The organism is Sphingosinicella ginsenosidimutans, from assembly GCF_007995055.1.
Taxonomy (GTDB): domain Bacteria; phylum Pseudomonadota; class Alphaproteobacteria; order Sphingomonadales; family Sphingomonadaceae; genus Allosphingosinicella; species Allosphingosinicella ginsenosidimutans.
The window spans coordinates 644,303-670,478 of the sequence record NZ_VOQQ01000001.1 but is presented as its reverse complement, the minus strand read 5'-3'; the positions used below and the strand labels follow the sequence as shown (position 1 = coordinate 670,478).

The window sequence follows — 26,176 nt, the reverse complement described above, 5'->3', positions numbered from 1 at the left end:
CCAATCGGCTGCGGCCGAATCGAACGATCATGGGTCTATGAACGCGCATTCGCCGGTCGTGGCCGACCGGGAACGGATTATCGAGGAACGGCGCCGATCGACGCTGAAGCTGATCGGCCTGTTCTGGCTGTTCGCCTTCGCCGTGCTGACGGTGCGCGGCACGCTGGTCGATACGCAGCCTTTCTACCTGCTGGCGCCCCGGCGCCTGCTCACCGCCGGCTTCGGCGCGTTGCTGTGCCTCGGCATGGTCTATCTGCTCGAGCGGTTGAAGGAGCGCTCGTTCCCGGAACGGATCGCCTATGCGATGGCGGGCGCGCTCGCCATGTCGGCGCTGCTGACCATCTTCAGCCTCGGCCTCAACCGGATCATGTTCCCGATCGAGGGCGCGCGGCCGACGAAGATCGTCGAATCGGTGCAGTGGGTGATGGTCTGGATGGGCTATTTCCTCGCCTGGACCGGCACCCAGCTCGCGCTCACCTATCATTGGGAGGCGCAGGACGAGGTCCAGCGCAATGCGGCGATGCGCGATCTGGCGCAGGAAGCGCGGATTGCGGCGCTGCGCTACCAGATCAACCCCCATTTCCTGTTCAACGCGCTCAACGCGATTTCCGGCCTGGTGCTCGAACAGCGCAATTACGAGGCGGAGACGATGCTGCTCAACCTCGCCGAGTTCCTTCGCTCGGCGCTTGCCTCCGGGCAGGGCGGAACGATCGAACTGGACGAGGAGATCGGGCTGCAGCGACTCTATCTGGGGCTCGAGGAAGCCCGCTTCGCCGATCGGATGAAGGTGACCATCGAGGTGCCGAACGCGCTTGCCGAGGCGCGTGTCCCGACCCTGATCCTCCAGCCGCTGATCGAAAATGCGGTGCGGCATGGCGTCGACAGGTCGGAAAAGACGACGACGATCCGGATCGCGGCCCTGCGGCGCGGCGAGAAACTGAGCCTCATCGTCGAGGATGACGGCGATGGCGGTGGTCGCCCGCCGAAGGGCGGCACCGGACTCGGCCTCGCCAATGTGCGCGAGCGGCTCCACGCCCATTTCGGCGAGGGGGCGCGCCTCGTGACCCGGCCGCGCGTCCATGGCGGCTTTCATGTGGAGATCGAAATGCCGCTGTCGGTGGGATCGTGACCGGGGAGGCTGCACCGCTTCGCGCATTGCTCGTCGACGACGAGCCGCTCGCGTTGCGGCGACTGAGCGTCGCCATCGCCGCGATCGGCGGGGTCGACGTCGTCGGAACGACGACCAGCGCGCGCCAGGCGGTCGGCATGATCGGGGAACTGAAGCCCGATGTCGTCTTCCTCGACATCGCCATGCCGGGGCTCGACGGGTTCGAGATCGCCGAGCAGCTCCGCGCCGACGATGCACCGGCGATCGTCTTCGTCACCGCTTATGATCAGCACGCCGTCCGCGCCTTTGACGCCGATGCGGTCGATTATCTGCTGAAGCCCGTCGCGCCGGAGCGGCTTCGTGCCGCCATCGGCCGGGTTCGAAACTGGATCGCCGGCCGGCCCGCGCCCGAAGAGGCCGTTTCCGACGGCGAGCGGCTCGGCGCCGACGACAGCCTGTGGGTCCACCGCCACCAGGAGTTCGTGCGGGTGCGCGTGGACGACATCGAATGGATCGAGGCGGAGGGCGATTATGTCCGCCTTCACGCCGGCGAGGGCGGCGGCCTCGTGCGCGCGACCCTGTCGGGGCTTGAGGCCCGGCTCGATCCGGCCGTCTTCGTCAGGGTCCACCGCTCGGCGATCTGCCGCCTGTCCGCGATCACCGGCCTTCACCGCAAGCCGACGGGGGCGCTCGCGGTGCGGCTCGCCAATGGCGACGAGGCGCCGGTCGGCCGCAGCTACAATAGCGGCCTAAGGGCGCTGCTGCGCCGGATGCAGGCCGCGACGGCCTGAACGGCCGGGGACCTGCGGGTCCTACGGGCAAATCCAGCCTGTCTTGGACGTTCGTCGCGTGTTGGCGACGGCTATCGTTGTGGATTGGCGTGGCGCGGCCGAGGCCCATAGCCCAGCGATGTCCGGCGCGATGACGCGGCCCCCCCGCTCATCGTGCCGGCGCCCCAAGCCATTCCGAGGAGGGATTTCCCATGCGTTTCACCCATGTTCTCGCGATCGCGATGCTGACGGCCGGCGCCGCGGCCGTCGCGCAGACGACGCCGCCCGAGACGGACAATTCGTCCAACACCGCGACCTCCCAGCCGGCGACCACCGACCAAGGCAGCGCCGATCAGGGCGCGCAGTCGAGCAGCGCGTCCTCGTCGTCGGGCAGCGACAATCAGTCGACCACGCCGGAGAGCAATTCGTCCAGCCAGTCGACCGACAACCCCCAGTTCTGAGCGCGTCCCCACGCTCTCGATCGGCAGGCCGTGCCCCCGCACGGCCTGCCTTATTTTTGCCGTGGTTCATCCGCGGCTCAGCCGAAAGAGTGAAAACAGGGCGCGCCGGGCCGCGTTGAAGGCCCGAATCGTGTATCGAGGAGCCCGTATCATGCTCAGCAAGCTTGCCCTTGGCGCCGCCGCGGCCGCGACCGCGCTCGTCGCCATCCCCACCGCCGCCAGCGCGCAACCGCGCCATCGCGGCTATTACGGCCACCATGACGGCCGCTATTATGCGCGCGGCGCGCGCGGCTATCGCTATTATCCGCGCTACCGCGGTTACCGCTATCCGCGCACGACCGTCGTCGTCGCGCCGGGCTATTATGGCGGCTACGACCCCTATTATTACGGCGGATACGCCTATCCGGCCTACCCGGCTTATTATCGCGGCCGGGGATATTATCGCGACGATTATTGCGGTGACGGCGTCACCGGCGCGGTCATCGGCGGCGGCGCAGGCGCGCTGATCGGCCGCGAGATCGGTCGCGACGGCAATCGCTATCGCCGCTACGGCAACCGCCACAGCGGCACGACCGGCGCCCTGATCGGCGGCGCGATCGGCGCGCTTGTCGGCAGCTCGATCGAACGGTCGGACTGCTACTGATCCGCAAATGTCCCCTCCCTGTGCGCAGGGAGGGGACATTGCTCAGCTTTCAGCGGCGAAGCGCGCGCGCCGCTCCCTCTCATATTCATTCAGCTCCGGGAGCTCGCCGAACGAGCCGGTCTCGACCGGCCCGGCGGGGCGATAGCGGCTGATCGTGACCCCGCTGGGCGAGGTCGTGCTTTCGACGAGCGCGAGCGTGACCGGCCGCGTGCCCTCGGCGAACAGGCGTTTGCCGGCGCCGAGCAGGACCGGATAGGTCAGCAGCGTAAGCTCGTCGATCAGGCCGTTCGCGAGCAATGTCTGGTTGAGGTTCGCGCTTCCCTGCACGATCAGGTCGGGACCGTCCTGGCGCTTCAGGCGCGCGATCGCCTCCGCCGCCTCGCCCTCGATCCGCACGCTGTTCTCCCAGGGGATGGCCAGGCTGTCGGCGCGGGTCGCGACATATTTGGTGACATTCTGGAAGAGCGCGCCAAACGGCGTGTGCGTCATGAACGGCCAGTAGGACGCGAAAATCTCGTAGGTCCTGCGCCCGAGCAGGAGATCGAACGGCCGGTCGAACAGCGCCCCGATCGCCGCGCCGACCGCTTCGTCGGACAGCGGAAAGGTCCAGCCGCCATGGGCGAATCCTCCGGACCGGTCCTCCTCGGGCGCGCCGGGCGCCTGCATGACGCCGTCCAGGCTAATGAAGGCGGAAACGAGGAGGCGCCTCATCTGCCGGCTCCCAGGCTCTTCGCGACCTCGCCGAGTTGGTCGGCGCAGGTGCCCCAGCCCTCGGAGAAGCCCATTTTCGCGTGGGTCTCGCGGTCGGCGCCGTTGCGGTGCATCGCGAGCGCCCGGTAAAGGGTCTTGTCCCCAGGCGCATCCTCGAATGTGACGATCGCGGTGAAGGGGAATCCGCCGCAATCCGCCTCGAACCCGTCATTCGGCCGCCAGCCCGGCCCAAGCGCGCTCGTCCACACGATCCGCCGGCCCTCGTCGACGGCGAGGATGCAGCCGGTCCCGGTCGAATCGAATCCGTCCGGGCCGGTCATGCGGGTGCGGAAAATCCCGCCCGGGACCAGCTCGATCTCGACCTCCGGCGTCTGATAGGGGCGGGGCGCCCACCATTTGCTGATATGTTCGGGGCTGGTCCATGCTTTCCAGACAAGATCGCGTGGCGCATCGAGCGTGCGCTCGACGACAAGGTCAAGTTCGTCAGCCATCATTCGTCTCCGGGTTTGTGAGCGTTGCGAGATAGTCTTCGAAGCGATCGAGCCGCGCCTCCCAGATTGCCCGCTGCTCGGCGATCCAGGTGTAGGCGGCGGCGAAGGCGGCCGGCTCGATGCGGCACGTTCGTATGCGGCCCTGCTTGGTCGAGCGGACGAGGCCGCTCTCCTCAAGCACCTTGAGATGCTGGAGGACGGCAGGAAGGCTCATCGGGAGTGGCCGGCCAAGCTCACTGACGGTGGCGGGGCCCTGGGCCAGCCTCTCCAGCATGTCGCGCCGTGCCGGATCGGCGAGCGCCTGGAAGGCGCGATCGAGCAGAAGCGAATCGTTAAGCATTCGCTTAACTAATCGCCCAATGACATCTGTCGCAAGGAAAAGTTCAGCAGTTACTTAACTATTGTGGGCAGGTCGTTCCCGGGCCGGCGTCGAGGTCGAGGCAGCGCCCGTCGACCGAACCGGGGGCGAGAGGCAGGCCGATGAGTCCGGCGAGCGTCGGCATGATGTCCACCGTCTCGACGCTCATCGGCTGCTCGAACGGCGTCATGCCGCGTCGCCAGAACAGGATCGGCACCCGACGGTCATAATCCCAGATGCTGCCATGGGTCGCGACGGCGCTGCTCCGGCTGTTTTCGGAAATCGGGGTCACGCGGGGCTTCAGGACCACATAGAGATCGCCCGACCGCTCCGGATCGTAGGATGCGCGCAGCCGCTGCAGGAGGCTCCAACTCTCGGGCGGGCCGGCCGGCGCTGGCGCGGCCGCGATCTCGTCGCGCGACAAAGCGAGCGCGACCTGCGGGTGGGCGCGATAGGCGGCGAGCGCGGCGGCGATCGCCCGGGCGCGATCGGCGGGCGGGAGGGCACGATCGACCCACACATCCCCGAACGTGTCGCCGAACAGGACGGGGCCGGGCAGGCCGAGCTGCTGCGCGATCGCGCGGCCCATCGCGGTCGCGTTGAGCGCCGGATCGGCGCGCTGCGCCTCCGGGATCGCCTCGTCGCGCGCGCGCTCGGGCAGGTCGAGCCCGCCATGGTCGGCGGTCAGCGCCACGGCATAATCGATATGGGCGGCGTCGAGTCGATCGAAGAACTCGCCGAGCGTGCGATCCAGCGCCATCAGCTGCATGCACATCTCGCTGCCCTGGGTGCCGAAGCCGTGGCCGACATAGTCGGTCGCGGAGACGCCGATGGCGAGCAGATCGGTCGCCGGTCCTTCGCCAAGGTGCATCTCGTCGCGGACGCCGGCGGCCAGCGCCACGATCGCGCGGTCGAAATCGGGCGAAGCGCGGAAGGCCGAACGATCCCCCGGGGCACGGGCGAAGGCCCCGTCGCCGACCGTGCGGCCATTGGCCTGGATGGCGCGCCGGCGCGATTCGCAGATGCCGGTGATCGGGGTCGCGGTACGGCCGCTGGCGATCTCCTCGGCCACCATCCGGTTGACGCTGTCCATCGCCGGCGTCGCGGCCACCCCGGCGCGGGCGACGAAGGTCCGGCCGTCCCACCACCAGCGGGTGTTCGGATCGTGGCCGCCCATCATGATCGCGGCGCGATCCTTGCCGGCGACGGCAACGGAGCGGGAGCGGGGATCGGCGCGCCGCATGAGATCGCCCAGCGTCGGAACGCGCAGGTGCCGGTCGGAGACGGTATAATGATCGGATGTGCTGCCCGGTGCCGTCTCGTCCTCGGCGCAATAGATTTTCTTGTCGTCGCGCGCCGCGCCCTGATCGATCCATTCGTTGGCGACGATCCCGGTGCGCGCCGGCCGGTCGCCGGTCAGGATGGTGGAATGGCCGGGGCAGGTTTCCGTCGCCGCATGGCTCTGGAACCCCATCGGAAAGACCATGCCGTGGCTGAGCCGGCCGAGCCCGCCGGTGAAATATTGCCGATATTCATTGTAGAGATCGGCCGAAAACTGATCGACGGAGATCACGATCAGCAGCTTCGGCGGGCCGGACGGGGCGGGCGCCGATGCCGGCGCGGGGCCGGGCTGCACGGCGCCGCCAGGCGCGGCGACAAGGGAGGCAAGGAGGGCGGCGGCAAGGATCGGCGGCTTCATCACATTCCTTCCGGATCGGGATGAATCCGCCAATGCCACGACCGTGTGACGATTCAAACATCGTCGCACGGCCGTGGCCCGCCGGCAGCGGACGGACCGACTCAGTCGCCGCCTGCGGATGCGCTTTCCCCAGAGCGCAACGGGTTGTGGATCTTGCCGATGCCCGCGACGATCAGCGCGATGCCGGCGATTCCGAGCAGCCAGACGCCGAAGCCGACGCCGATCATGTCGCCGGGGCTCGGAACCCCGAAGCTCGAAAGGCCGCTCGTCACCCGATCGAAGGTCGAAACGATCGCGCTCTTGTAGGCGAAGACGATCAGGCCGACGAGGATCGCGACCGCGCCGGTGACGATCATCGGAAGGTTGAGCGGCTTTCCGAGCCAGTCCAGCACGATCAGCGCGACCGCCGCGAGCGGCGCGAGAAAACGAAGCACGAGGAGCCCCGACACGCCCGACACGGAGCCGTTGCCCATGAAGGCGGCGGCGGCGCCGACGGAGCGGCCGATCGTCGAATCGAGCCCGAACAGCGAAACGCTGTGAATCGGCGTGGTCAGCGCCGGGAGGAAGCAGGCGACGATGATGACGAGCGCCAGCGGCGTCGCCAGGCTCTCGGTGAACAATGCCTTGATCTTCGCGGCGGCATCCGGGGGCAGGGTCACGGCCGGCGCCGCCCCCGCGGCGCGTGCGGCGACGGCCGGATAGATGTCCGCCGCGGCATCGCCGTTCGCGTCGAAATCCACTGCGGCGCCGGCGCGCGGTGCACCGCCGCCGCGCCAGTCGGCCTTGGCGAAACGATAGCGGCGGCCGTCCTCGCCCGAAATCATGCCCGTGCCCGCGGCTTCGTCGAAGCCCAAGATCCTGCCCTGCATCGGTCCTTCCTTTCAGCGGTTGATCTGCGGGGAGGATGGCCGATGGGCGCGCCGCGCGTCTTCGCGAAACCCTCACGTTTTTCTGAAGACGACGCTGCTTTACAGGGAAAGGCGCGCTCCCTATCGACCGGCCATGACGGGCCACAGCGATTCCATCCTCATCGTCGATTTCGGCAGCCAGGTGACCCAGCTCATCGCGCGCAGGGTCCGCGAGGCCGGGGTCTATTGCGAGATCGCGCCATTCCAGTCCGCGGACGCGGCCTTCGACCGGCTGTCGCCCAGGGGCCTGATCCTTTCCGGCGGCCCAGCCTCGGTGACCGAGGCGGACGCGCCCTCCGCGCCGACGCGTTTCTACACGGCCGGCATCCCGATCCTCGGCATCTGCTACGGCCAGCAGACGATGTGCAAGCAACTCGGCGGCGAGGTCGTCGTCTCGGGTGAGGGCGGGGAGTTCGGCCGTGCCTTCGTCGAGGTCAAGGATCGCTCGGCGCTGTTCGACGGCCTGTGGAAGGAGGGCGAGCGCCACCAGGTGTGGATGAGCCACGGCGACAAGGTGACGCGCCTGCCCGACGGCTTCCATCCGATCGCGGTTTCGGAAGGCGCGCCCTTCGCGATCACCGCCGACGAGAACCGCCGCTTCTACGGCGTCCAGTTCCATCCGGAGGTCGTCCACACGCCCGACGGCGGCCGTCTCATCGCCAATTTCGTCCGCCATGTCTGCGGGCTCGCCGGCGACTGGACGATGGCCGGCTTCCGCGCCGCCAAGATCGAGGAGATCCGCGAGCAGGTCGGCAAGGGCAGGGTGATCTGCGGCCTGTCGGGCGGCGTCGATTCATCGGTTGCCGCGGTGCTGATCCATGAGGCGATCGGCGATCAGCTCACCTGCGTCTATGTCGATCACGGGCTGATGCGCGCCGGCGAGAGCGAGCAGGTCGTCTCGCTGTTCCGCAACCATTATAATATCCCGCTCGTCCACGTGAATGCGGAGGCGCTGTTCCTGGACGGGCTGGCGGGGGTCACCGATCCCGAGGCCAAGCGCAAGTTCATCGGCAAGACGTTCATCGAGGTGTTCGAGGAGGAAGCGCGCAAGATCGGCAATGTCGAGTTCCTCGCCCAGGGGACGCTCTATCCCGACGTGATCGAGAGCGTCAGCTTCACCGGCGGCCCGTCGGTCACGATCAAGAGCCACCACAATGTCGGCGGCCTGCCCGAGCGGATGAACATGAAGCTGGTCGAGCCGCTTCGCGAGCTGTTCAAGGACGAGGTCCGCCTGCTCGGCCGGGAACTCGGCCTCACCGACGCGTTCGTCGGCCGTCATCCCTTCCCGGGGCCGGGCCTCGCCATCCGCATCCCGGGCGAGGTGACGAAGGAGCGATGCGACATCCTCCGCAAGGCCGACGCCATCTATCTCGAGGAAATCCGCAACGCCGGGCTTTACGACGCGATCTGGCAGGCTTTCGCCGTGCTGCTCCCCGTCCGCACCGTCGGGGTCATGGGCGATCACCGCACTTACGATTCAGTGTGCGGCCTGCGCGCCGTCACCTCGGTCGACGGCATGACCGCCGACGTCTATCCCTTCGATCCCGCCTTCCTCAGCCGCGTCGCGACCCGGATCGTCAACGAAGTCCAGGGGATCAACCGGGTCGTCTACGACTATACCTCGAAGCCGCCCGGGACGATCGAGTGGGAATGATTTTGGCCTGTCCGGCCATATTCAGAATCACGCCAAAGACGACTTAACCACAGATAAAAAATAAATATTCCGGCGACATCTGTCGGGGGGCAGAGATCGGAGCCGTCGATCCCATCGTCCTATAATGCAGACTTCCCGATCGAGGCTCCCCAGCAGCGCCCTGCGTTCTGCGTTTATCGTTTCTTGTATCGCCCCGATCTTCGCGGGGACGGCGTCGAACGAAGGCGGCCTCTCGTCGAACATCATCGGCGCGGTGACCAATGCCGGCACCGTGGCGCCGGGCCGGAAGGCGGTCGCGCCTGTCAAATCAGAGGAACGCACGCGACTATTTGGCTAGAAGCATATCCTTGGCATGGCATTGCTCATGGCATTGCCCAGCCGCATAGCCATAATCGATTGATTCATATAGAAAAATGATGCCCGTTGGAGTGGGCGTGAGGGCCACGAACGGCGGTAATGGCGTCGTTTCGGTCGTGGATTTCGCCCCGTCCGGCGGGCCCGGCATCACCTGTCGTTGCTGAGGGCCTGCCCCCCGAACCGCGGCGGATCACCAGTTGAGCCGAATGCCGAAAGAGCCGGCGGTCGCGCTCTGGCGGCTGCGGCCGCCGTCGATCGATCGACGATAGCCGGCCTGGGCGTAGAAGCTCACATTCCGGTTTGCCCGCGCGGTGAATCCGCCCTCGGCCTCCAGAGATGTGTCGCCAAAACGGGTCTCGATGGCCGATGAGGGCGATCCGAAGAATGCGGCGTCGATGCCGGAGAAGGCGTGCCACAGATTGATCCGGGCATAGGGCTGCCAGAGCGTCCCGCGGGCGTCGCGCGCACTATATTGGAGCCGCGCTCCAAGCCGGCCGGTCCAGGCGTTGCCCGGATCCCAGTCCACGGTTGAATAGCGGTCCTGCGTCCCGTCCACCGACACGCCGCCCTGGTAGACGATCTGCGCCTGAGGCTCGATCAGCCAGGCATGATCCGCTCCCCAGCGGATCGGGTAGCCGGCCTCGAGTGACGCTGCATATCCCGTCGCATCGGTCGAGATCTCCTCGCCATAGAGGGAGATCGCCTTCGCGTCGTACCAGCTCTTCTGGATCACCGCGTCGAGATACCAGCCGCTCGGGCCGAAATGCGTCCAATAGGCGCCGACCGACGGGCCGTTCATCCTGAGCCGCCCGACCGGCAGGTCCTGCTCGCCCATCGCGAAGCCACGGATCGAGGAGGAGCGATAGTCCGCGTAAGCGACATAGACACCGACATGGTCGCGGTGACCGCCGCGCGTCGTCCGCCGCAGGATATCGATGCCCGCCTGAAGCCCGAACAGGCTTCCGTCCGCCCTTGAATCCGCCGTCCCGCTCCAGCGGCTGTTCATGCGCTCCCCGAGCACCCGACCCCAGGCGCCGTTGGCATAAGCGCGCGGTTCCGGGACGCCGCGCAGATTCTCCTCCTCGCCGACGCGCTCGTGCAGCGTGCCAAGCGTCGCAAGCCCCAGCTGCCTCGATAGTGCCGGGATCGGCGCATAGAGCGGGACTTCCGGCCGGAAGAGCGGAATATCGGGGCCTCCCGGCGTCGTCGGGCCCGCCGAGGTGTCGATGAGATGGGAGCGCAGGAACCAGTCGTTGGGATCCGTGCTGCCGCCGCGGAAGAGCTCATATTCGTAAGCGCCGGCGGCGACGCGCTGGCCAAGGACGAAGGCGTCGGTCGTGGTGGTGCCGCCGTTGGTCACCTCCACCAGCCGAATGCCGTCTCCGAGTGTCTGCGCGCCAGGGCCGCCGCTGTTGTTGATCAGCACCGATGAGGTGCCGCTGGCCTGGCCCCCGTTGATCACCAGCAGGTTGGTCGGTGAATCGTCGGCACCGAGATAGGTGTTGAATGCGATGCGGCTCCCCGCGCTCCCGGTGTAGTTGCCGACCGTCAACGTGGTGTAGGCGTCGGGCCGCGCCAGGAATTGGACCAGGCCGGCATTGCCGACGATTCCGGCCGCGTTGGAATCCCCGGTGATGTTCCAGGCGCTGCCGGCGTCGATCGTGACATTGGTCGCGTTGCGCGCGAACCCGGTCCAGGAACTGTCCTGCGCCAGCGTCACGTCGGCGCTGTTGCCGCCATCCGCCAGCAGGTCGCCGGTCCATTGCGACCCGTTCAGGTTGATGCTGGCGATATTGTCGGGGCCGATCAGTACCAGATCGCCGGTCCAATCACTGTCGCCGAGGTTGAAGGCGAGGGTCGATGGATCGACGACAATGTCGCCGGTGAGGGCGGCAAGGCCGGTGATGTTCAGGGTCAGGTTGCTTGGCGCCCCGATCTCGTCCTCGGTCACATAGGCCAGAAGCGGCCGGTCGTTCACCGTGGCCGGGACGATTTCGGTGCCGCCGCTGATCGAGACGGTGCCGGTGCCGCCCTCGGCGAGGACGATCGCGCCATTGGCGGCGCCGAGGCTGCCGCCGGTGATCGAGATCGTGCCCGGCGCGCTGCCGGCGAGATAGATCGGCGACGATCCGGCGCCGGTCACCGTCACCGCGGTTTGAGAGGCGGTGAGCGCGCCGCCGTCGATGGCCGCAAGACCATGCGCGCCGTTGCCTGTGGTGGCGATCGAGCCATCGGCGATCTCCACGCCGCCCGCGTTGCTGGCGAGGAGTCCGGCGGCGGCGTCGCCGTCGGTCGTGATCGTGGCGCGCGCCAGGATGATGGTGCTGCCGGCATCCTCAGCCTCGGCGCCGTGGCCATTCCGGCCTTGCGTGGCGATCGTCACATCCGCCGCCGCGATCGCGCCGCCCGCCATCGCATGGACCCCGACGGCGTTGATGTTCGTGGTCGTGATCAAGCTGTCGGAGAGGGCGACGCTGCTGCCGTCATCGGTCGCGCGTACGCCGTCGGCGCCGCCGACGGCGGCCGTATCGGCACCGTTGGTGAAGATGGCGCTGCCGGTGATCGACGCGGTGGCGCCTTGGCTGACCCTGACGCCGATCGCGCCGTCGCCATTCGTGGTGATCGTGTCATTCTCGGCCTCCAGCCGGCTGCCGGTTCCGATCACGTCCACGCCCGCGGATTCCAGCCCTGTCTCGGAGTCCGGGAACTGGAGAACCGGCGGGTTGCTGCCGCCGACAATGTATCCGCTGGTGATCTCGCTGCCGGTCACGCTGACCGTTCCCGCGCCGTTGACGAGCACGCCGGCGCTGGCGGGGCCGGAGGTTCGCACGATCGTATTGGTCAGCGTGACCCGGCTTCCCGATCCGCTTGCGATGGCGCCGGCGGAATCGGGCTGGTAGGTGAAGACGCCGTAGCCAGCGAAGTCGATTGTCGCTCCGGCATCGGCCCACAGGCCAGGGCTGTTCGCGCCATAAGTCGCGGCGGTCGCCCCGCTGCCGACCTGGATGCTGCTGCCGACGCCCCGAGCCACGATCGCCGGTGAGTTGGCGACAACGATGTCCCCGAAATAGTCGCCGGTCGTTACCGCGCCGCCGTTGAGCGTGGCCGTGCCCCCGTCCGTGACGAGCAACCCGGTGCTGTCATTGCCGAACGTGTTGAGGTAGCCGTAATTGAGAATGAGGCTGCTGCCGGCGCCCGAGACCATCGCGCCCAGCGCGCCATCGCCGCTGCTGAAGGTGCTCATCGTGTCGAGGCTGACCGAGCCCCCGGCTTCCGCCACGACCGCGGACGCGCCCACGCCGTAGGTCTGGATATCCGAGCGGGTCAGGGAGATGGTCGCGCCGCTGGCGGCGTGGGCGCCATATGCGCCATCGCCATAGGTGTTGATCCCGCTGTCGGTCAGCGTGATCCCGCTTCCCTCGCCAGTCGCCTCCAGGCCATAGGCGTCGGCATCGTTCGTGTAGACGGACGTGTTGTCGCCGGTGATCTGTCCCCCGTCCTGTGCAACGAGCCCGTGGCTGCCCGCGCCATAGGTCGTGATCTCGGTGAGGCTGTCGCCGCTGCCGGTCAGGACTATCGTCCCGTTATCGGCCGCGCGCGCGCCATAGCCGCTGTCGGTCACGAGAAGGTTGGTGGCTGTGGCGCTGTAGCGTCCATTGCCGGTGACATCGACGACGGTTCCCGGGCTCTCCCGCGTCGTGAACGCCGGATCGTCACAGGAACCCGAGGCAAGGTTCACCGCCGCGGGCGGCGCAGCGCATTGCGCGAGCGCCGGGGCGGGGACCAGCAGTGCCGTCGCCGCGATGGCCAGGAGGCAGCGATGGCTGGCGGCGGAACCGAGGAGGGCCCGCCGCAAATCGGCGTTGAAGCCCGGAACGGCAGCAAGCGTCCTCACCGTGTTGGCGCGCATTCGGCTCACTCCTCTTTTCGTGGATCGTTCAGATCGAGAAGCCTGAGCTATCTTTATGAATAGTTAGCAAAATTCTAATTGTACGACCGCGTGAACCCGCATCGCCGACCCGCTCGTGGTGGCAAGACAAGGAGCATGTGCCGAGGGGTTGGGTCGTCCGGAAACAGCCAGGCCCATTGGCCTCAGCCTGCCGGAGATATCACCGGAATGGACCAGATCGGGCGAGCGAGCGGGGGATCGTCCCTGCGCCCCTCAAGCCTGTCACCCGTCGAAGGGATCTGTCGCTTCGCGATCGCGTTCGTAGGAGCGTTCGAGCGGAAATGGCGGGAGCCAGGATTCGCGGCGGATCGTCCAACACTCGTAGGTGGGCGTCAGCTGGTCGGGCGCGTCGAGCGATCCGAGGTGGACCTCGATCTCGTCGCCGGAGCGCGCAAAGACGGACGAGCCGCAGCGCGGGCAGAAATTCCGGCCGCGATAGGCGCGCGTCTCTCCGCTGATCTCGACCGCTGCTTCGGGGAAGCTGGCGGCCGCGTAGAAGAGCGCGCCATGATGCTTGCGGCAATCGAGACAGTGGCACAGGCCGACGCGGTAAGGTCGCCCCGCCGCCGCGATCCTCACATCGCCGCACAGGCACCCGCCACGATATTGCTCCACCTCGCTTCTCCTCCAAACAACAACCACCTATCACGACGCCCAACGATCCTGCATCGCTGGAGGAGCCATGCCATTGGACAAGCGCCCAGCTCCGGATGCCGCGGAGGTGCGTGCCGCCTCGCGCGGCGGCCGGGGCGCGTCCATGCGGCCCGGCCCGTTGCTGCTTCGCCGTCTGCTGCGCGCGCGCGACCGGATCGACGCCGCCCCGCACGAGGATTGGACGGTGCCCAGGCTGGCGCGGGTCAGCGGGGTGTCCGAGGCCCATTTCGCCCGCTCGTTCCGCGACGCCTTCGGAGTCCCGCCGCATCGCTACCATCTGACGCGGCGGATCGAACGCGCCATGGCCCTGCTTCGCGAGACGGACCTTTCGATCACCGAAATCGCCTTCCAGTCGGGCTGGAACAGCCTCGGCACGTTCGGGCGCACCTTTCGCGACGTCACCGCGGAGAGCCCGCGCGCCTTCCGCGTCCGGGCGAGGGCGGAGGCGCGCCGGCTCGACGCGGTGCCGGCCTGCGTGCTCAGCGCCGCGCATCGGCCCGACCTCAGAATAGCAGTTTCGGAGAAGCGCCGCGCGCGCGCCCCGGCTAGGCCGGCCGCATCCCGACCGAAGGAGGTTCGATGACCCAGGGTGTGCAGGTGGCCGGCATCTATGTCCGCGATCAGGACGAGGCCGTCGATTTCTATGTGAACAAGCTCGGCTTTTCGATCGATGCCGACGTGAGGAACGGCGATTTCCGATGGCTCACCGTCCGCCATCCCGATCAGCCCTTCTTCCAGCTGGGCCTGTTCACGCCGCAGGCGCCGATGCTCGATCCGGCGACCGTGGAACAGGTGCGCGAGCTTGTTGCGAAGGGGGCGATGCCGCCGCTCGTCCTGATCGTCGACGATTGCCGCGCCGCCTATGAGAGGATGAAGGCGGCCGGGGTCGAATTTACACAGCCGCCGGTCGATCGCTATGGCACGGTGGACGCGGGTTTCCGCGATCCGTCAGGCAATGGGTGGAAGATGATCCAGGCCCGGCCGGAGAAAGGATGAACATGGCCGAAGAAAGCGCCTCCGCGCTGATCGATGCGAAGATCGCATCGCTCGGGGACTGGCGTGGCGAGATGCTGGCGCGGCTGCGGCGGATCATCCGCGCGGCCGATCCGGCGATCGTCGAGACGGTGAAGTGGCGCAAGCCCTCCAACCCGGCGGGCGTGCCGATCTGGGAGCATCACGGCATCCTGTGCACGGGCGAAACCTATCGCGACAAGGTGAAGCTCACCTTCATGCGCGGCGCGTCGCTCGACGATCCTGCGGGCCTGTTCAATGCGAGCCTCGACGGCGGCACGCGGCGCGCGATCGACTTTTTCGAAGGCGACGAGGTGGACGAGACGGCGCTCGCGGCGCTGGTGCGCGCGGCCGTCGCCGCGAACCGGTGACGCCGGACGATCGTCATGCCGGCGCGCGCTGCGCCTGGGCCGCCGGCGATCCGCTGATGCGCGCTTATCATGACGCCGAATGGGGCGTGCCCGAGCGCGATTCGCGGGCGCTGTGGGAAAAGCTGATGCTCGACGGGTTCCAGGCGGGGCTCGCCTGGATCACGGTGCTGCGCAAGCGCGAGGCGTTCCGCGCCGCCTTTGACGGCTTCGTCCCGCGGAACGTGGCGCGCTATGACGAAGCCGATGTCGCGCGCCTCCTTGCCGATCCGGGCATCATCCGTTCGCGCGCGAAGATCGAATCGACGATCCACGCGGCGCGGATCTATTGCGAGATGGAGGCGGCGGGCGAGGATTTCGCCGCCTTCTGCTGGGGGTTCACCGATGGCCGCGTGGTGACGGGCGACGGCCGGAGCTTTCCGGCGAAGACGCCCCTGTCAGAGACGATCTCGCGCGAGCTGAAACGGCGCGGGTTCAAGTTCGTGGGGCCGGTGATCGTCTACGCCTGGATGCAGGCGGTCGGCATCGTCAACGACCATGCCGAAACCTGCTTCCGGCGCGATGCCGTGATGGACGGTCGCCCGCTTTAATCCGGGCGCGGCGCGTTCGGCGCGCCCGCTTCGCCCCATGCGAACACCTCGTCGAGCGTCACGCCGAACACGTCGGCGATGCGGAAGGCGGTTTCCAGCGTCGGCGAATATTTGCCCTGCTCGATCGCCGCGACGGTCTGGCGGGTGACGCCGATCCGTTCGCCGAGCTCCGCCTGCGTCATCTCGCCGGCGAGGAAGCGAAGCGTGCGGATCCGGTTGGTGAGGACGCGCCTAGCCATGCCAGCCGCGCCGATAGCTCAAAAGGACGGAGCCGTGATGCACCGCCTCGGCGATCACGATCGCGGCGAGCGCGGCGTTGATGATCTTCCACGGCGCCTCGCTGAACGGCATCACGATCCCGACCAGGATCATGCCGCAGATCAGCACATAATAAGCGAGGGACGCGCCGCGCCGCTCGATCGCCCGGTCGCGCTCGTCCGGGCGCGCATTGGCCTCGCGCCGCGCCAAGATCGCAAGCAGGATGCTGCCAAGGATCATCGCGACCGCCTGCGCCGCGGCGACCAGCCCGAACGAGACGATGATGTCCACGAGTTTGTCCCGGCCAAAGCCGAAGGCGGGCCCGACGAGACCGAAATAGGCGCCGTAGGCGATGAGCATGGTGACCAGCGTGAGCCACGCAATCTTTTCCCGGAAGGCCATTCGTTACATCCCTCAATGTCCATGAGTCATAACTTTGGGTAGTCCGAACCGGACATGATGTCAAATATAACGAACATCATGTCGGAGAAATTTTCCTTTCGGATGGGGGAGACCCTGTGCCAGATGGAGGAATGGTCACCATGTACGGCATCCGCAATTGCGACAGGGTCAAGAAGGCGCGCGCCTGGCTCGACGCGCGCGGCGTCGCTTATGATTTCCATGATTACAAGACGGCGGGGATCGACCGGGACCGGCTTGCCGGCTGGGCACGTGAACTCGGGTGGGAGAAGCTGCTGAACCGCGCCGGCACCACATTCCGCAAGCTCCCGGACTCCGAGAAGGCTGGGCTGGACGAGGGCAAGGCGATCGCGCTGATGCTGGCGCAGCCCTCGATGATCAAACGGCCGCTGCTCGATCTCGGGGATCGCCGGCTGCTCGGCTTCAGCCCCGCGGCCTATGCGGAGGCGTTCGCCGGGTGACAGGACCGGCGGCGCCGCGGGCGTCGCCGCGATCGGGGAAGAAGGAGGTCTGGATGCGCTGGCTGGTTCTGCTGTTTCTCGCCTGTCTCGCAGCGCCCGCCGTGGCGCAGACGGATTATGCCGGCCAGCTCCAGGGTGGCGACGTGGTGCTGCGCGGGTTCCGCTTCGGATCGGGTGCGGTGCTGCCGCAGCTTCGCATCCACTATTGGACGCTCGGCGCGCCGCACCGCGACGGGCAGGGGCGGATCGACAACGCGGTGATGATCCTGCACGGCACGGGCGGCACCGGGCGGCAGTTCCTCGCGCCCCAGTTCGCCGACGAATTGTTCGGGCCGGGCCAACCGCTCGACATCCGCCATTATTACATCATCCTTCCCGACAATATCGGCCACGGCCTCTCGTCCAAGCCGAGCGACGGGATGCGGATGCGTTTCCCGGCCTATGATTATGACGACATGGTCGAGGCGCAGCGGCAGATGCTCGCGGCGCTTCATGTCGGGCAGTTGCGGCTCGCCATGGGCACGTCGATGGGCTGCATGCACATTTTCGTGTGGGCCGAGGCGCATCCCGATTTCGCGCGGGCGGCGATGCCGATGGCGTGCCTTCCGGTGCAGCTTGCCGGGCACAACCGGATGTGGCGCGAGGCGGCAATTCAGGGGATCCGGCACGATCCGGCCTGGCAGGGCGGCGATTACCGCACCGAGCCGCTCGCCGGCCTGCGCACCGCCGCGACCGTCCTTCAGATCGCCGGCATGGCGCCGCTTTGGCTGCAGCGCGAATATCCGACGCGGGACGCCGCCAACGCCTATATCGACCAGCGCATCGACCAGGCCGTGACCCAGCTCGACGCCAACGATCTCATCTATCAGCTCGATGCCTCGCGGAATTACGATCCCTCGCCGCGGCTGGAGGCGATCCGGGTGCCGATGACCTGGGTCAACAGCGCCGACGATTTCATCAACCCGCCCGGCTACGGCATCGCCGAGCGCGCGGCGGGGCGGATGCCGACCGCGCGCTACGTCCTCGTGCCGGCCAGCGCAGACACGCACGGCCACGGCACCCATACCTGGGCGCGATTCTGGAAGGACCAGCTCGTCGATCTGCTGCGCCGGACGGAGCGACCGGGTGATGGCTCGTAGCCGGGATCAGTGGGCCGGCTCGATCGAGCTCACATGATTGAGGGCGATCACCCAGCGCCCGTCCACCTTGCGCATCAGCCGGGTGTTGATGCCCTCCTGGGGGTGATCGCCGCCGTCGAGCCGGTATCGGCTGACGAGCTGGGCGGCATCGTCGCTCAGCATCTCGATGCGGATATCCCAGAAATGAAGCCGGCCGCGCCGGGCGGGATCGCCGCCATAATCGCGGACGTAATGATCGAGCGTGCCCTGCCACCCGTCCTGGATCCGGCCGCGCGAGACGAAGATCACGCCGGGATTTTCGAAGCCTTCCATGTAGCCGCGGAAATCGCCGCGGTTCCACGCCGCCTCCATGTCGGCGATCACATGGCGGATCGCGGCCTCGTCGGCCGAGCGATCGGGCGCGGGCTGGGCAGCCGCGGCCGCCAGGAAGAGCAGCGGCAGGAGGAGGGCGCGCCTCATCGGGTGAGCTTCTCCCCGGCCTCCGCTTTCGAGACGAGCAGGCTGGACAGCCTGAAGTCCGGCCCGAGCCGGGGCTGCTGGCGCTTCAGGCCCTCGACGATCTTCGCCAGGCCCTCGGTATCCGCCCAGAACATCGGGCCGCCGCGATAGACCGGCCAGCCATAGCCGTAGACCCACACCACATCGATGTCCGACGCGCGCTGGGCGAAGCCGCCTTCCAGGATCAGCGCGCCTTCGTTCACCATCGTGTAGAGCGTGCGCTCGATGATCTCCTGGTCGGTGATCTCGCGCTGCTCCGTGCCCGTCTTCTTGCGCCATTCGTCGATCACCTCTGCGACGACGGGGGAGGGGGTCGGCCGGCGCTTCTCGTCATAATCATAATAGCCGGCGCCCTTCTTCTGGCCCCAGCGGCCCAGGGCGGCGAGCTTGTCGCGGATATTCTCGATCCGGTTGGGATCGCGGTGCCAGCCGATATCGACGCCGGCGAGATCGGCCATCTGGAACGGGCCCATCGGCATCCCGAATTCGACATGGACGCGGTCGATCTGCTCCGGGCTCGCGCCTTCCAGAAGGAGCTGGTTGGCCTGGAGCTGCCGCGGCATCAGCATCCGGTTGCCGATGAAGCCATAGGTGACGCCGGCGACGACGGCGACCTTCCTGATCCGCTTGGCGAGCTGCATCGCGGTGACCAGCACGTCCGGCGCGGTCTTCGCGCCGCGCACGACCTCCAGCAGCTTCATCACATTGGCCGGCGAGAAGAAATGGAGGCCGAGCACGTCCTGGGGCCGCTTCGTCGTCGCGGCGATCTCGTCGATCGAGAGATAGGAGGTGTTGGAGGCGAGGATCGCGCCGGCCCTGGCGATGGCGTCGAGCTTCGTGAAGATCTCCTTCTTCACGTCCATATTCTCGAACACCGCCTCGATGATGAGGTCGCAATCGGCGAGCGCATTCAGATCGAGCGTCGGCGTCAGCAGCGCCATCGCCTGGCCCACCTGCTCGGCGGTCATCCGGCCCTTGGCGGCGGTCGCCTCGTAATTCTTCAGCATGATGCCGGTGCCGCGATCGAGCGCCTCCTGCGTCGTCTCGACGATCGTGACCGGGATCCCGGCGGACAGGAAGTTCATGCTGATCCCGCCGCCCATCGTGCCGGCACCGATCACGCCGACCTTGCGAATGTCGCGCGGGCGGGTGTCCTCCGGCAGCCCCTCGATCTTCGCGGCCTTGCGCTCGGCGAAGAAGAAATATTGCTGCGCCTTCGCTTGGGTGCCGCTCATCAGCTCCATGAACAGCTTGCGCTCGTCGAGCACGCCTTCGGCATAGGGTTTGGCCACTGCCGCCTCGATCGACTTTATGACCGCCTCGGGTGCGTCGAAGCCGCGGAACTTCTTCGCGTTCGCCTTGCGGAAATCGTCGAACAGGGCCGGATTTGCGCGCGCCTCGGCGAGCTTGTCGTCGCGCTCGCTCGATTTGGGGAGCGGGCGGATGGCGCGCACCTCCTCGGCGAACGCGACGGCATGTTGTTCCAGATCGCCCTCGATCAGCCGATCGACGAGGCCGATGTCATGCGCCTCCTTCGCCCCGATCGGATTGCCGCTCGTCGCCATTTCCAGCGCCTTCGCGACGCCGGCGACGCGCGGCAGGCGCTGCGTCCCGCCGGCGCCGGGCAGGATGCCGAGCTTCACCTCCGGGACGCCGAACTTCGCGGAAGGGACGGCGACTCGATAATGACAGGCGAGCGCGACCTCGAGCCCGCCGCCGAGCGCCGTGCCGTGGACCGCGGCGACCACCGGCTTGGTGCAATTTTCGATGATGTCGACGACCTGCGGCAGCACCGGCTGCGCGAAGGCCTTGGGGGTGCCGAATTCGCTGATGTCCGCGCCGGCGAAGAAGGTCTGGCCGAGGCCGATGATGACGACCGCTTTCACCGCCTCCTTGGCATCGGCCGCCTCGATCGCCTTGACCAGCCCCTCGCGCACCGCGTGGCCGAGCGCGTTGACCGGCGGATTGTTCGCCTCGACGATCAGGATGTCGCCATGGATCTTGGTGGAAATCGGGCTCATCGGAGTCTCCCTTCGCCTCCGCGATGCCGCCTCTTTACGTAAACGTCAACCGGGCTCCTTGCCCGGGATCGGGTCAGGCGAGGCTCGCCGCCTCCCGCACCGCGTCGCAGAACGCGCGCGGAGCCTCCTGCGGCAGGTTGTGGCCGATCCCGCCTTCGATCAGGCGATGGCGATATGGACCGCGGAACCTGGCGGCATAGGCGGCCGGATCGGGGTGAGGAGCGCCGTTCGCGTCGCCTTCGAGCGTGATCGTCGGAACATGGATGTCGGGCGTGAGCGCGAGCCTGCGCTCATCTTCGTCATAACGCGCCTCACCCTCGGCCAGGCCGAGCCGCCAGCGATAATTGTGAATGACGATCGCGACATGGTCCGGATTGTCGAACGACTGTGCGGTGCGGGCGAAGGTCGCATCATCGAACGACCAGCGTGGCGAGGCGGTCTGCCAGATGAGCCGGTTGAAATCGTTGCGGTTGCGCTCATAGCCGCGCCGGCCGCGCTCGGTCGCGAAATAATATTGATACCACCAGGCGAGTTCGGCGCGGGGAGGCAGGGGCGTCTCGTTCGCCGCCTGGCTGCCGATCAGGTAGCCGCTGACCGACACCATCGCGCGGCAGCGCTCCGGCCGGAGCGCGGCGATGACATTGGCGGTCCTGGCGCCCCAATCGAAGCCCGCAATGATCGCCCCGGAGATACCGAGCGCATCGAGCAGCGCGATCGCGTCCGCCGCGAGCGCTGCGGGCTGGCCGTTGCGCGGCGAGGCCGGATCACGAAACCTCGTGTCGCCATAGCCGCGCAGATAGGGCACGATCACGCGGTAGCCCGCGGCGGCGAGCATTGGCGCGGCCTCGGCGAAGCTGTGGATGTCGTAAGGCCAGCCGTGCAGGAGGAGCACCGGCGGGCCGCGGGCCGGACCGGTCTCCACATAGGCGACATCCAGCGCGCCCGCCGCGATCCGCCTCGGCGAGCCGAAGGCGGCCGGCTCCGAAGCGGCCTCCGCGGCCAGGCCCGGCGCGGCCTCCGCGGCCAGGCCCGGCGCGGCGACCAGCCCGCCAAGCGCCGCGCCGGCCGCCGCCCGGATCAGGCGGCGGCGGTCCGGATCGATCCGCTCGGCCATCTCAGCGCAGCGACCGGAAGCCGTCGCGAAGCTCTGCGGTGAGCAGGGCCGGCTGTTCCCACGCCGCGAAATGGCCACCCCTCGGCAGGCGGTTGTAGTGGATGAGGTGCGGATAGGCGCGCTCGGTCCAGCTTCTCGGGGCCGTGTAGATTTCGTCGGGAAAGGCGCTGACGGCGGTCGGCAACGGAACGCCCTTGGGTGCGAAAAAGGCGAGCTTGCTTTCCCAGTAGAGGCGCGCGGACGAGACGGCGGTGCCGGTCAGCCAGTAGAGCGTCGCATTGTCGAGGATGTCGTCGCGGGTCAGCCCCTCGGTCTCCCCGGCGAAGACCCGCTCGATCATCCGATAGCTGCGGATATCGTGATCGATCATCCACGCGGCGAGGCCGACCGGCGAATCCTGGAGCGCGTAGAGCGTCTGGGGCCGGTTCCCCATTTCCTGTGCGTAAGCGAGGCCGTGCTTCCAGAAATCGTCGAGCTGATTCCAGGCATATTGTTCGTCGGCGGACAGGCCCGCGGGCGCGGGGCCGCCGGCTGCGAGCGCCTGCGAGACGCTGTCCGGCAGCGTCGCCGGCATGTTGGTGTGGATGCCGACCAGGCCGGCCGGGCGGAGGAGCGCCATCTGCTCGGTGACCGCATTTCCCCAGTCGCCGCCCTGCGCGACATAGCGGGTGTAGCCGAGCCGCTCCATCAGCACCGCCCAGGCACGGGCGATCCGGATCGGATCCCAGCCGAGCTCGGTCGGCGTCCCCGAAAAGCCATGTCCGGGGAGCGAGGGGATGACGACGTGGAACGCGTCGGCCGCAGTGCCGCCATGAGCGGTCGGATCGGTGAGCGGGCCGATGATCTTCATCTGCTCGATGATCGATCCGGGCCAGCCATGGGTGATGATGATCGGGAGCGCATCGTCGTGGCGCGAACGGGCGTGCAGGAAATGGATGTCGACGCCGTCGATTTCGGTCACGAAATTCGGCACGGCGTTCAATCGCGCCTCACAACGGCGCCAATCATAGTCGCTGCCCCAATGCCGGGCGAGTGCCTGGATCGTCGCGAGCCGCACCCCCTGACTGTCGTCGGACACGACTTCGCGCGAAGGCCAGCGGGTCGCCCGCACGCGCCGACGTAGATCGTCGAGCGCTTCATCGGGGAAATGAACCTGGAACGGCCGGATATGATCTAGGTTGACGGTTGCCGGCGCCTGGGCGTCGGCGATCGCGGCTGGAAACAGACTGGCGGCCCCGGCGGCGGCCGAGGTGGCGAGGACGGTACGGCGGCTGATCGTTTCGTTGGACATGACCGGTCTCCTTCGCAAAGGGACTTCGGCCCCGGTCGCGCGCCCACTGGCGCCTACGCCGATCGGAGAATCGCCGCCCCTCTGCGGCGATCCCCGCCTTTGTATCACATCGTGAGCGACAAGCGCATTGCGGATCGATGCCTAGAAGGCCGTGCGGCCATAGTCCTGGCGGTAGAAGGGGTGGGAGCAGGAGAGGCCGCCGTCGACGACGAGGGCGTGGCCGTTGACGTAGGACGAGTCGTCCGAGGCGAGGAAGAGCGCGGCCCTGGCGATCTCGTCCGGCTCCCCGCCGCGCTTCAGCGGGTTGAGATGGCCGATCATGTCTTCCTTCCCCGCCGCGCGGGCATTGTCGTAAATGCCCTTGGTCATGCCGGTCTCGATCAGACCCGGGCAGATGGCGTTGACCCGGATGTTCGCGCCGGCAAGCTGCGTCGCGGCGATCTCTACGAGGCTGATGACGCCGGCCTTGGACGCCGAATAAGCCGGCCCGCCGGCACCGGCGCGAAGGCCGGCGACGCTGGCGGTGCAGACGATGGAACCCTTGCCCCGCGCCTTCATCACCGGCGCGGCATGCTTGATCGCGAGGAACGGGCCGATGAGATTGACGCGCAGGATCTCCTGCCAATCCTGCGGCGTCTGCTCGAAGATCGAGGCGAGCCCGCCCGAGATGCCGGCATTGGCGAAGAAGATGTCGAGCCCGCCATGCGTCGTCGCCGCGCTGTTGACGAGCCGCATCACATCTTCCTCGCGCCCGGCATCAGCGATGACGATATCCTCGCCAGGCGTGACGTCCGCCGCGACCACGGTCGCGCCCTCGGCGCGGAAGAGCGTGGCGGCGGCCTTGCCGATGCCCGAGGCCGCGCCGGTGACGATGGCGATCCTGCCCTGAAGCCGTCCGGTCATCCCTGATCTCCTTTTCCCTTGCCCTCGAGGGAGAGGGCAGGGTGAGGGTGTTCGGCGGTGGAGAACGATCTCGACCGCCCGACACCCTCACCAACTTCGCCTAGGTGGCAAAGCCGCCAAGGCTCCGTATCCTCTCCCCTCAAGGGAGAGGGAAAGAATTACAAGCCAACTCCGATCGTCGAGCCGCCGTCGACGATGATCGACTGGCCGGTCATGAACGCGGAGGCGGGGGCGGCGAGGAAGACGGCGGCGCCGGCGATTTCGTGGGGCTCGCCGATGCGGCGCAGCGGGGTGCCGCGCGTCACCGCCTTGAGGGTGTCGGGATTCTCCCAGAGAGCGCGGGCGAAATCGGTGCGGACGAGCCCCGGCGCGATGCAGTTCACGCGGACGCCCGAGGGGCCGAACTCGGCGGCGAGATTGCGGGCGAGCTGGAAATCGGCGGCCTTGGAGATGTTGTAGGCGCCGATCACGGTCGAGCTGGAAAGGCCGCCGATCGAGCTCACGATGATGACGGAGCCGTCCTTGCGCTCCACCATTTCGGGCGCAACCATCTGGATCAGCCAATGGTTGGCCAGCACATTGTTGTCGAGGATCTTGCGGAACTGATCGTCCGAAATCCCGCTCATCGGCCCGTAATAGGGATTGGAGGCGGCGTTGCAGACGAGGATGTCGATGCGGCCCCATTGCCGGCGGGTCTCGTCGACGAGGGCCTGGAGCGAGTCCTTCGACGAGATGTTCGCGGCAACGACGATGGCGTGGCCGGGATGCTTCGCGTTGATCGCGTCGGCGACGTCCTGGCAGGCGTCCGCCTTGCGGCTCGAGATCACGACCCGCGCGCCATGATCGGCCAGCGCCTCGGCGATCGCCCGGCCGATCCCGCGCGATGAGCCGGTCACGATGGCGACCTTGCCGGTGAGATCGAAGAGATTGGTCACCTGGTCCTCCCTGTTCGCGCAGCCCCTCCACCGCTCTTCGAGCGGTCCCCCTCCCGATGAGCTTCGCTCACAGGCAGGAGTCTTGCATCGTCACACTGCATGTTTCGCATATTCGATCCGGGCGATCGCGCGGGCGTGGACCTCGTCGGGGCCGTCGGCGAGCCTCAAGGTGCGGATCGCGGCATAGGCGTAAGCGAGGCCGAAATCCTGGCTGACGCCGGCGCCGCCATGCGCCTGGATCGCATCGTCGATGATCCGCAGCGCCATGCGCGGCGCCTGGACCTTGATCATCGCGATCTCCGCCTGCGCGGCCTTGTTGCCCGCCTTGTCCATCATGTCGGCGGCCTTGAGGCACAGCAGGCGCGAGGAATCGATGTCGATCCGCGCCTGGGCGATCCGCTGCTCCCAGACGCTATGCTCGGAGATGCGCTTGCCGAAGGCGACGCGGCTCTGGAGCCGGCGGGCCATGGCGGCGAGCGCCTCTTCGGCCGCGCCGATCGTTCGCATGCAATGGTGGATTCGGCCGGGGCCGAGCCGGCCCTGCGCGATCTCGAACCCGCGGCCCTCGCCGAGCAGCATGGCGGAGGCGGGGATGCGGACATCCTTGAGTTCCACCTCCATGTGGCCATGCGGGGCATCGTCATAGCCGAAGACGGTGAGCGCGCGCTCCACGGTGACGCCGGGAGAGTCGAGCGGCATCAGCACCATCGATTGCTGCCGGTGGCGCGGGCCGTGCGGATCGGTCTTGCCCATGACGATGGCGACCTTGCAACGCGGATCGCCGGCACCGGAGGACCACCATTTGCGGCCGTTGATGACGTAATCGTCCCCGTCGCGCTCGATCCGGCATTCGATGTTGGTCGCATCGGAAGAGGCGACCGCGGGCTCGGTCATCAGGAAGGCCGAGCGGATCTCGCCGTTCATCAGCGGGCGGAGCCACTGCTCCTTCTGCTCGCGCGTGCCGTACCGGTGGAGCACCTCCATATTGCCGGTGTCCGGCGCGGAGCAGTTGAACACCTCGCTCGCCCAGAAGATGCGACCCATCTCCTCGGCGCACAGCGCATATTCGAGATTGGTGAGCTGCGTGCCTTCGAACGCGAAACTCTCGTCGACATGGGCGAGGGCATGGCCCGGCGGCATGAAGAGGTTCCACAGGCCGGCCGCCCTGGCCTCGCCCTTCAGCTCCTCGATGACCGCAATCGGCTGCCAGCGATCGCCGGCGTCGCGCCCGGCGTAATAATCCTTGATGCGCGGGCGAATCCGGGATTCGATAAAGTCGCGAACCCGATCCCGGAAGAAAGCCTCGCGTTCCGTAAGGGAAAAATCCATCGCGCCTTTCCCGCCGCTGTCGGTGTCGTTCCTGGCTGCCAGAATTGGCGGATTTGCGCCAGTCCCGCCGATCCG

General features: G+C 67.5%; 27 protein-coding genes. 11 read left to right on the top strand and 16 right to left on the bottom strand.

What is annotated here, in order from left to right; translation table 11 throughout:
- Window positions 1–37: 37 nt before the first annotated feature.
- From FRZ32_RS03290 to FRZ32_RS03275, 4 genes are all read left to right on the top strand, one after another.
- Window positions 38–1,129 (top strand): sensor histidine kinase, encoded by a 1,092-nt coding sequence (locus FRZ32_RS03290; RefSeq protein WP_147042159.1) that lies wholly within the window; start codon window positions 38–40, stop codon window positions 1,127–1,129.
- Window positions 1,126–1,899: a LytR/AlgR family response regulator transcription factor gene (locus FRZ32_RS03285; RefSeq protein ID WP_147042158.1), complete on the top strand. Its 774-nt coding sequence runs from the start codon at window positions 1,126–1,128 to the stop codon at window positions 1,897–1,899. The genes FRZ32_RS03290 and FRZ32_RS03285 overlap by 4 nt, the downstream gene beginning before the upstream one ends.
- A 191-nt stretch (window positions 1,900–2,090) precedes the next feature.
- On the top strand, window positions 2,091–2,339 hold the full coding sequence (locus FRZ32_RS03280) for a hypothetical protein (protein ID WP_147042157.1): 249 nt from the start codon (window positions 2,091–2,093) through the stop codon (window positions 2,337–2,339).
- A 151-nt stretch (window positions 2,340–2,490) separates the two neighbouring features.
- Entirely contained in the window at window positions 2,491–2,982 is a 492-nt protein-coding gene (locus FRZ32_RS03275) for a YMGG-like glycine zipper-containing protein (RefSeq protein ID WP_147042156.1), read from the top strand.
- Between the two features lie 42 nt (window positions 2,983–3,024).
- On the opposite strand, the gene FRZ32_RS03270 is transcribed toward FRZ32_RS03275, so the two are convergent.
- From FRZ32_RS03270 to FRZ32_RS03250, 5 genes are all read right to left on the bottom strand, one after another.
- A complete protein-coding gene (locus tag FRZ32_RS03270; protein ID WP_147042155.1) occupies window positions 3,025–3,693 on the bottom strand; it encodes a dihydrofolate reductase family protein in 669 nt (222 codons plus the stop codon).
- Window positions 3,690–4,184, bottom strand: a complete 495-nt coding sequence (locus tag FRZ32_RS03265) for an SRPBCC family protein (protein ID WP_205008239.1) — start codon at window positions 4,182–4,184, stop codon at window positions 3,690–3,692. The genes FRZ32_RS03270 and FRZ32_RS03265 overlap by 4 nt, the downstream gene beginning before the upstream one ends.
- Complete coding sequence (locus FRZ32_RS03260) at window positions 4,177–4,524, bottom strand: ArsR/SmtB family transcription factor (RefSeq protein ID WP_147042153.1); 348 nt, start codon at window positions 4,522–4,524, stop codon at window positions 4,177–4,179. Before FRZ32_RS03260 ends, FRZ32_RS03265 begins: the two co-directional genes overlap by 8 nt.
- Before the next feature lie 58 nt (window positions 4,525–4,582).
- Window positions 4,583–6,241: an alkaline phosphatase family protein gene (locus FRZ32_RS03255; RefSeq protein WP_147042152.1), complete on the bottom strand. Its 1,659-nt coding sequence runs from the start codon at window positions 6,239–6,241 to the stop codon at window positions 4,583–4,585.
- A 101-nt stretch (window positions 6,242–6,342) separates the two neighbouring features.
- The gene (locus FRZ32_RS03250) at window positions 6,343–7,110 is read right to left on the bottom strand and encodes a hypothetical protein (RefSeq protein ID WP_158635816.1); all 768 of its coding nucleotides are present in this window, start codon (window positions 7,108–7,110) and stop codon (window positions 6,343–6,345) included.
- Between the two features lie 133 nt (window positions 7,111–7,243).
- On the opposite strand from FRZ32_RS03250, the gene guaA reads away from it, so the two are divergent.
- Entirely contained in the window at window positions 7,244–8,803 is a 1,560-nt protein-coding gene (gene guaA, locus FRZ32_RS03240; protein WP_147042149.1) for a glutamine-hydrolyzing GMP synthase, read from the top strand.
- A 547-nt stretch (window positions 8,804–9,350) separates the two neighbouring features.
- Here guaA and FRZ32_RS03230 read toward each other — a convergent pair.
- Entirely contained in the window at window positions 9,351–13,070 is a 3,720-nt protein-coding gene (locus FRZ32_RS03230; RefSeq protein ID WP_147042147.1) for an autotransporter outer membrane beta-barrel domain-containing protein, read from the bottom strand.
- A 261-nt stretch (window positions 13,071–13,331) separates the two neighbouring features.
- Window positions 13,332–13,724 (bottom strand): GFA family protein, encoded by a 393-nt coding sequence (locus FRZ32_RS03225; RefSeq protein ID WP_147042146.1) that lies wholly within the window; start codon window positions 13,722–13,724, stop codon window positions 13,332–13,334.
- Between the two features lie 73 nt (window positions 13,725–13,797).
- On the opposite strand from FRZ32_RS03225, the gene FRZ32_RS03220 reads away from it, so the two are divergent.
- Genes FRZ32_RS03220 through FRZ32_RS03205 form a run of 4 tightly spaced genes read left to right on the top strand, consistent with a single transcriptional unit; the run spans window position 13,798 to window position 15,732 of the window.
- The gene (locus tag FRZ32_RS03220) at window positions 13,798–14,346 is read left to right on the top strand and encodes a helix-turn-helix transcriptional regulator (protein WP_243445179.1); all 549 of its coding nucleotides are present in this window, start codon (window positions 13,798–13,800) and stop codon (window positions 14,344–14,346) included.
- Window positions 14,343–14,759, top strand: a complete 417-nt coding sequence (locus FRZ32_RS03215; protein ID WP_147042145.1) for a VOC family protein — start codon at window positions 14,343–14,345, stop codon at window positions 14,757–14,759. Before FRZ32_RS03220 ends, FRZ32_RS03215 begins: the two co-directional genes overlap by 4 nt.
- A 2-nt stretch (window positions 14,760–14,761) precedes the next feature.
- Window positions 14,762–15,145, top strand: a complete 384-nt coding sequence (locus FRZ32_RS03210; RefSeq protein WP_147042144.1) for a DUF1801 domain-containing protein — start codon at window positions 14,762–14,764, stop codon at window positions 15,143–15,145.
- Entirely contained in the window at window positions 15,142–15,732 is a 591-nt protein-coding gene (locus FRZ32_RS03205; protein WP_279379212.1) for a DNA-3-methyladenine glycosylase I, read from the top strand. The genes FRZ32_RS03210 and FRZ32_RS03205 overlap by 4 nt, the downstream gene beginning before the upstream one ends.
- Here FRZ32_RS03205 and FRZ32_RS03200 read toward each other — a convergent pair.
- Together FRZ32_RS03200 and FRZ32_RS03195 are read right to left on the bottom strand one after the other, a co-directional pair.
- The gene (locus tag FRZ32_RS03200; RefSeq protein WP_147042143.1) at window positions 15,729–15,971 is read right to left on the bottom strand and encodes a helix-turn-helix transcriptional regulator; all 243 of its coding nucleotides are present in this window, start codon (window positions 15,969–15,971) and stop codon (window positions 15,729–15,731) included. The two genes, FRZ32_RS03205 and FRZ32_RS03200, sit on opposite strands and share 4 nt — an antisense overlap.
- Entirely contained in the window at window positions 15,964–16,392 is a 429-nt protein-coding gene (locus FRZ32_RS03195) for a DUF2178 domain-containing protein (RefSeq protein ID WP_147042142.1), read from the bottom strand. The genes FRZ32_RS03200 and FRZ32_RS03195 overlap by 8 nt, the downstream gene beginning before the upstream one ends.
- Before the next feature lie 131 nt (window positions 16,393–16,523).
- On the opposite strand from FRZ32_RS03195, the gene FRZ32_RS03190 reads away from it, so the two are divergent.
- Window positions 16,524–16,871, top strand: coding sequence for an ArsC family reductase (locus FRZ32_RS03190; RefSeq protein ID WP_147044305.1), 348 nt, complete (start codon window positions 16,524–16,526; stop codon window positions 16,869–16,871).
- Between the two features lie 53 nt (window positions 16,872–16,924).
- Window positions 16,925–18,010, top strand: a complete 1,086-nt coding sequence (locus tag FRZ32_RS03185; protein ID WP_147042141.1) for an alpha/beta fold hydrolase — start codon at window positions 16,925–16,927, stop codon at window positions 18,008–18,010.
- Window positions 18,011–18,016: 6 nt separating this feature from the next.
- Here FRZ32_RS03185 and FRZ32_RS03180 read toward each other — a convergent pair whose 3' ends face one another.
- The 7 genes from FRZ32_RS03180 to FRZ32_RS03150 all read right to left on the bottom strand — a co-directional run bounded on the left by FRZ32_RS03180 (window position 18,017) and on the right by FRZ32_RS03150 (window position 26,101).
- A complete protein-coding gene (locus tag FRZ32_RS03180) occupies window positions 18,017–18,469 on the bottom strand; it encodes a YybH family protein (RefSeq protein ID WP_147042140.1) in 453 nt (150 codons plus the stop codon).
- On the bottom strand, window positions 18,466–20,529 hold the full coding sequence (locus FRZ32_RS03175; protein ID WP_147042139.1) for a 3-hydroxyacyl-CoA dehydrogenase NAD-binding domain-containing protein: 2,064 nt from the start codon (window positions 20,527–20,529) through the stop codon (window positions 18,466–18,468). The genes FRZ32_RS03180 and FRZ32_RS03175 overlap by 4 nt, the downstream gene beginning before the upstream one ends.
- A gap of 73 nt (window positions 20,530–20,602) precedes the next feature.
- The gene (locus FRZ32_RS03170) at window positions 20,603–21,643 is read right to left on the bottom strand and encodes an alpha/beta fold hydrolase (protein WP_147042138.1); all 1,041 of its coding nucleotides are present in this window, start codon (window positions 21,641–21,643) and stop codon (window positions 20,603–20,605) included.
- Between the two features lies 1 nt (window position 21,644).
- Complete coding sequence (locus FRZ32_RS03165; RefSeq protein ID WP_147042137.1) at window positions 21,645–22,934, bottom strand: epoxide hydrolase family protein; 1,290 nt, start codon at window positions 22,932–22,934, stop codon at window positions 21,645–21,647.
- A 141-nt stretch (window positions 22,935–23,075) separates the two neighbouring features.
- Entirely contained in the window at window positions 23,076–23,837 is a 762-nt protein-coding gene (locus FRZ32_RS03160) for an SDR family NAD(P)-dependent oxidoreductase (RefSeq protein ID WP_147042136.1), read from the bottom strand.
- Window positions 23,838–23,995: 158 nt separating this feature from the next.
- On the bottom strand, window positions 23,996–24,772 hold the full coding sequence (locus FRZ32_RS03155) for an SDR family NAD(P)-dependent oxidoreductase (protein ID WP_147042135.1): 777 nt from the start codon (window positions 24,770–24,772) through the stop codon (window positions 23,996–23,998).
- A 90-nt stretch (window positions 24,773–24,862) separates the two neighbouring features.
- Window positions 24,863–26,101, bottom strand: a complete 1,239-nt coding sequence (locus FRZ32_RS03150; protein ID WP_147042134.1) for an acyl-CoA dehydrogenase family protein — start codon at window positions 26,099–26,101, stop codon at window positions 24,863–24,865.
- Window positions 26,102–26,176: the final 75 nt, after the last annotated feature.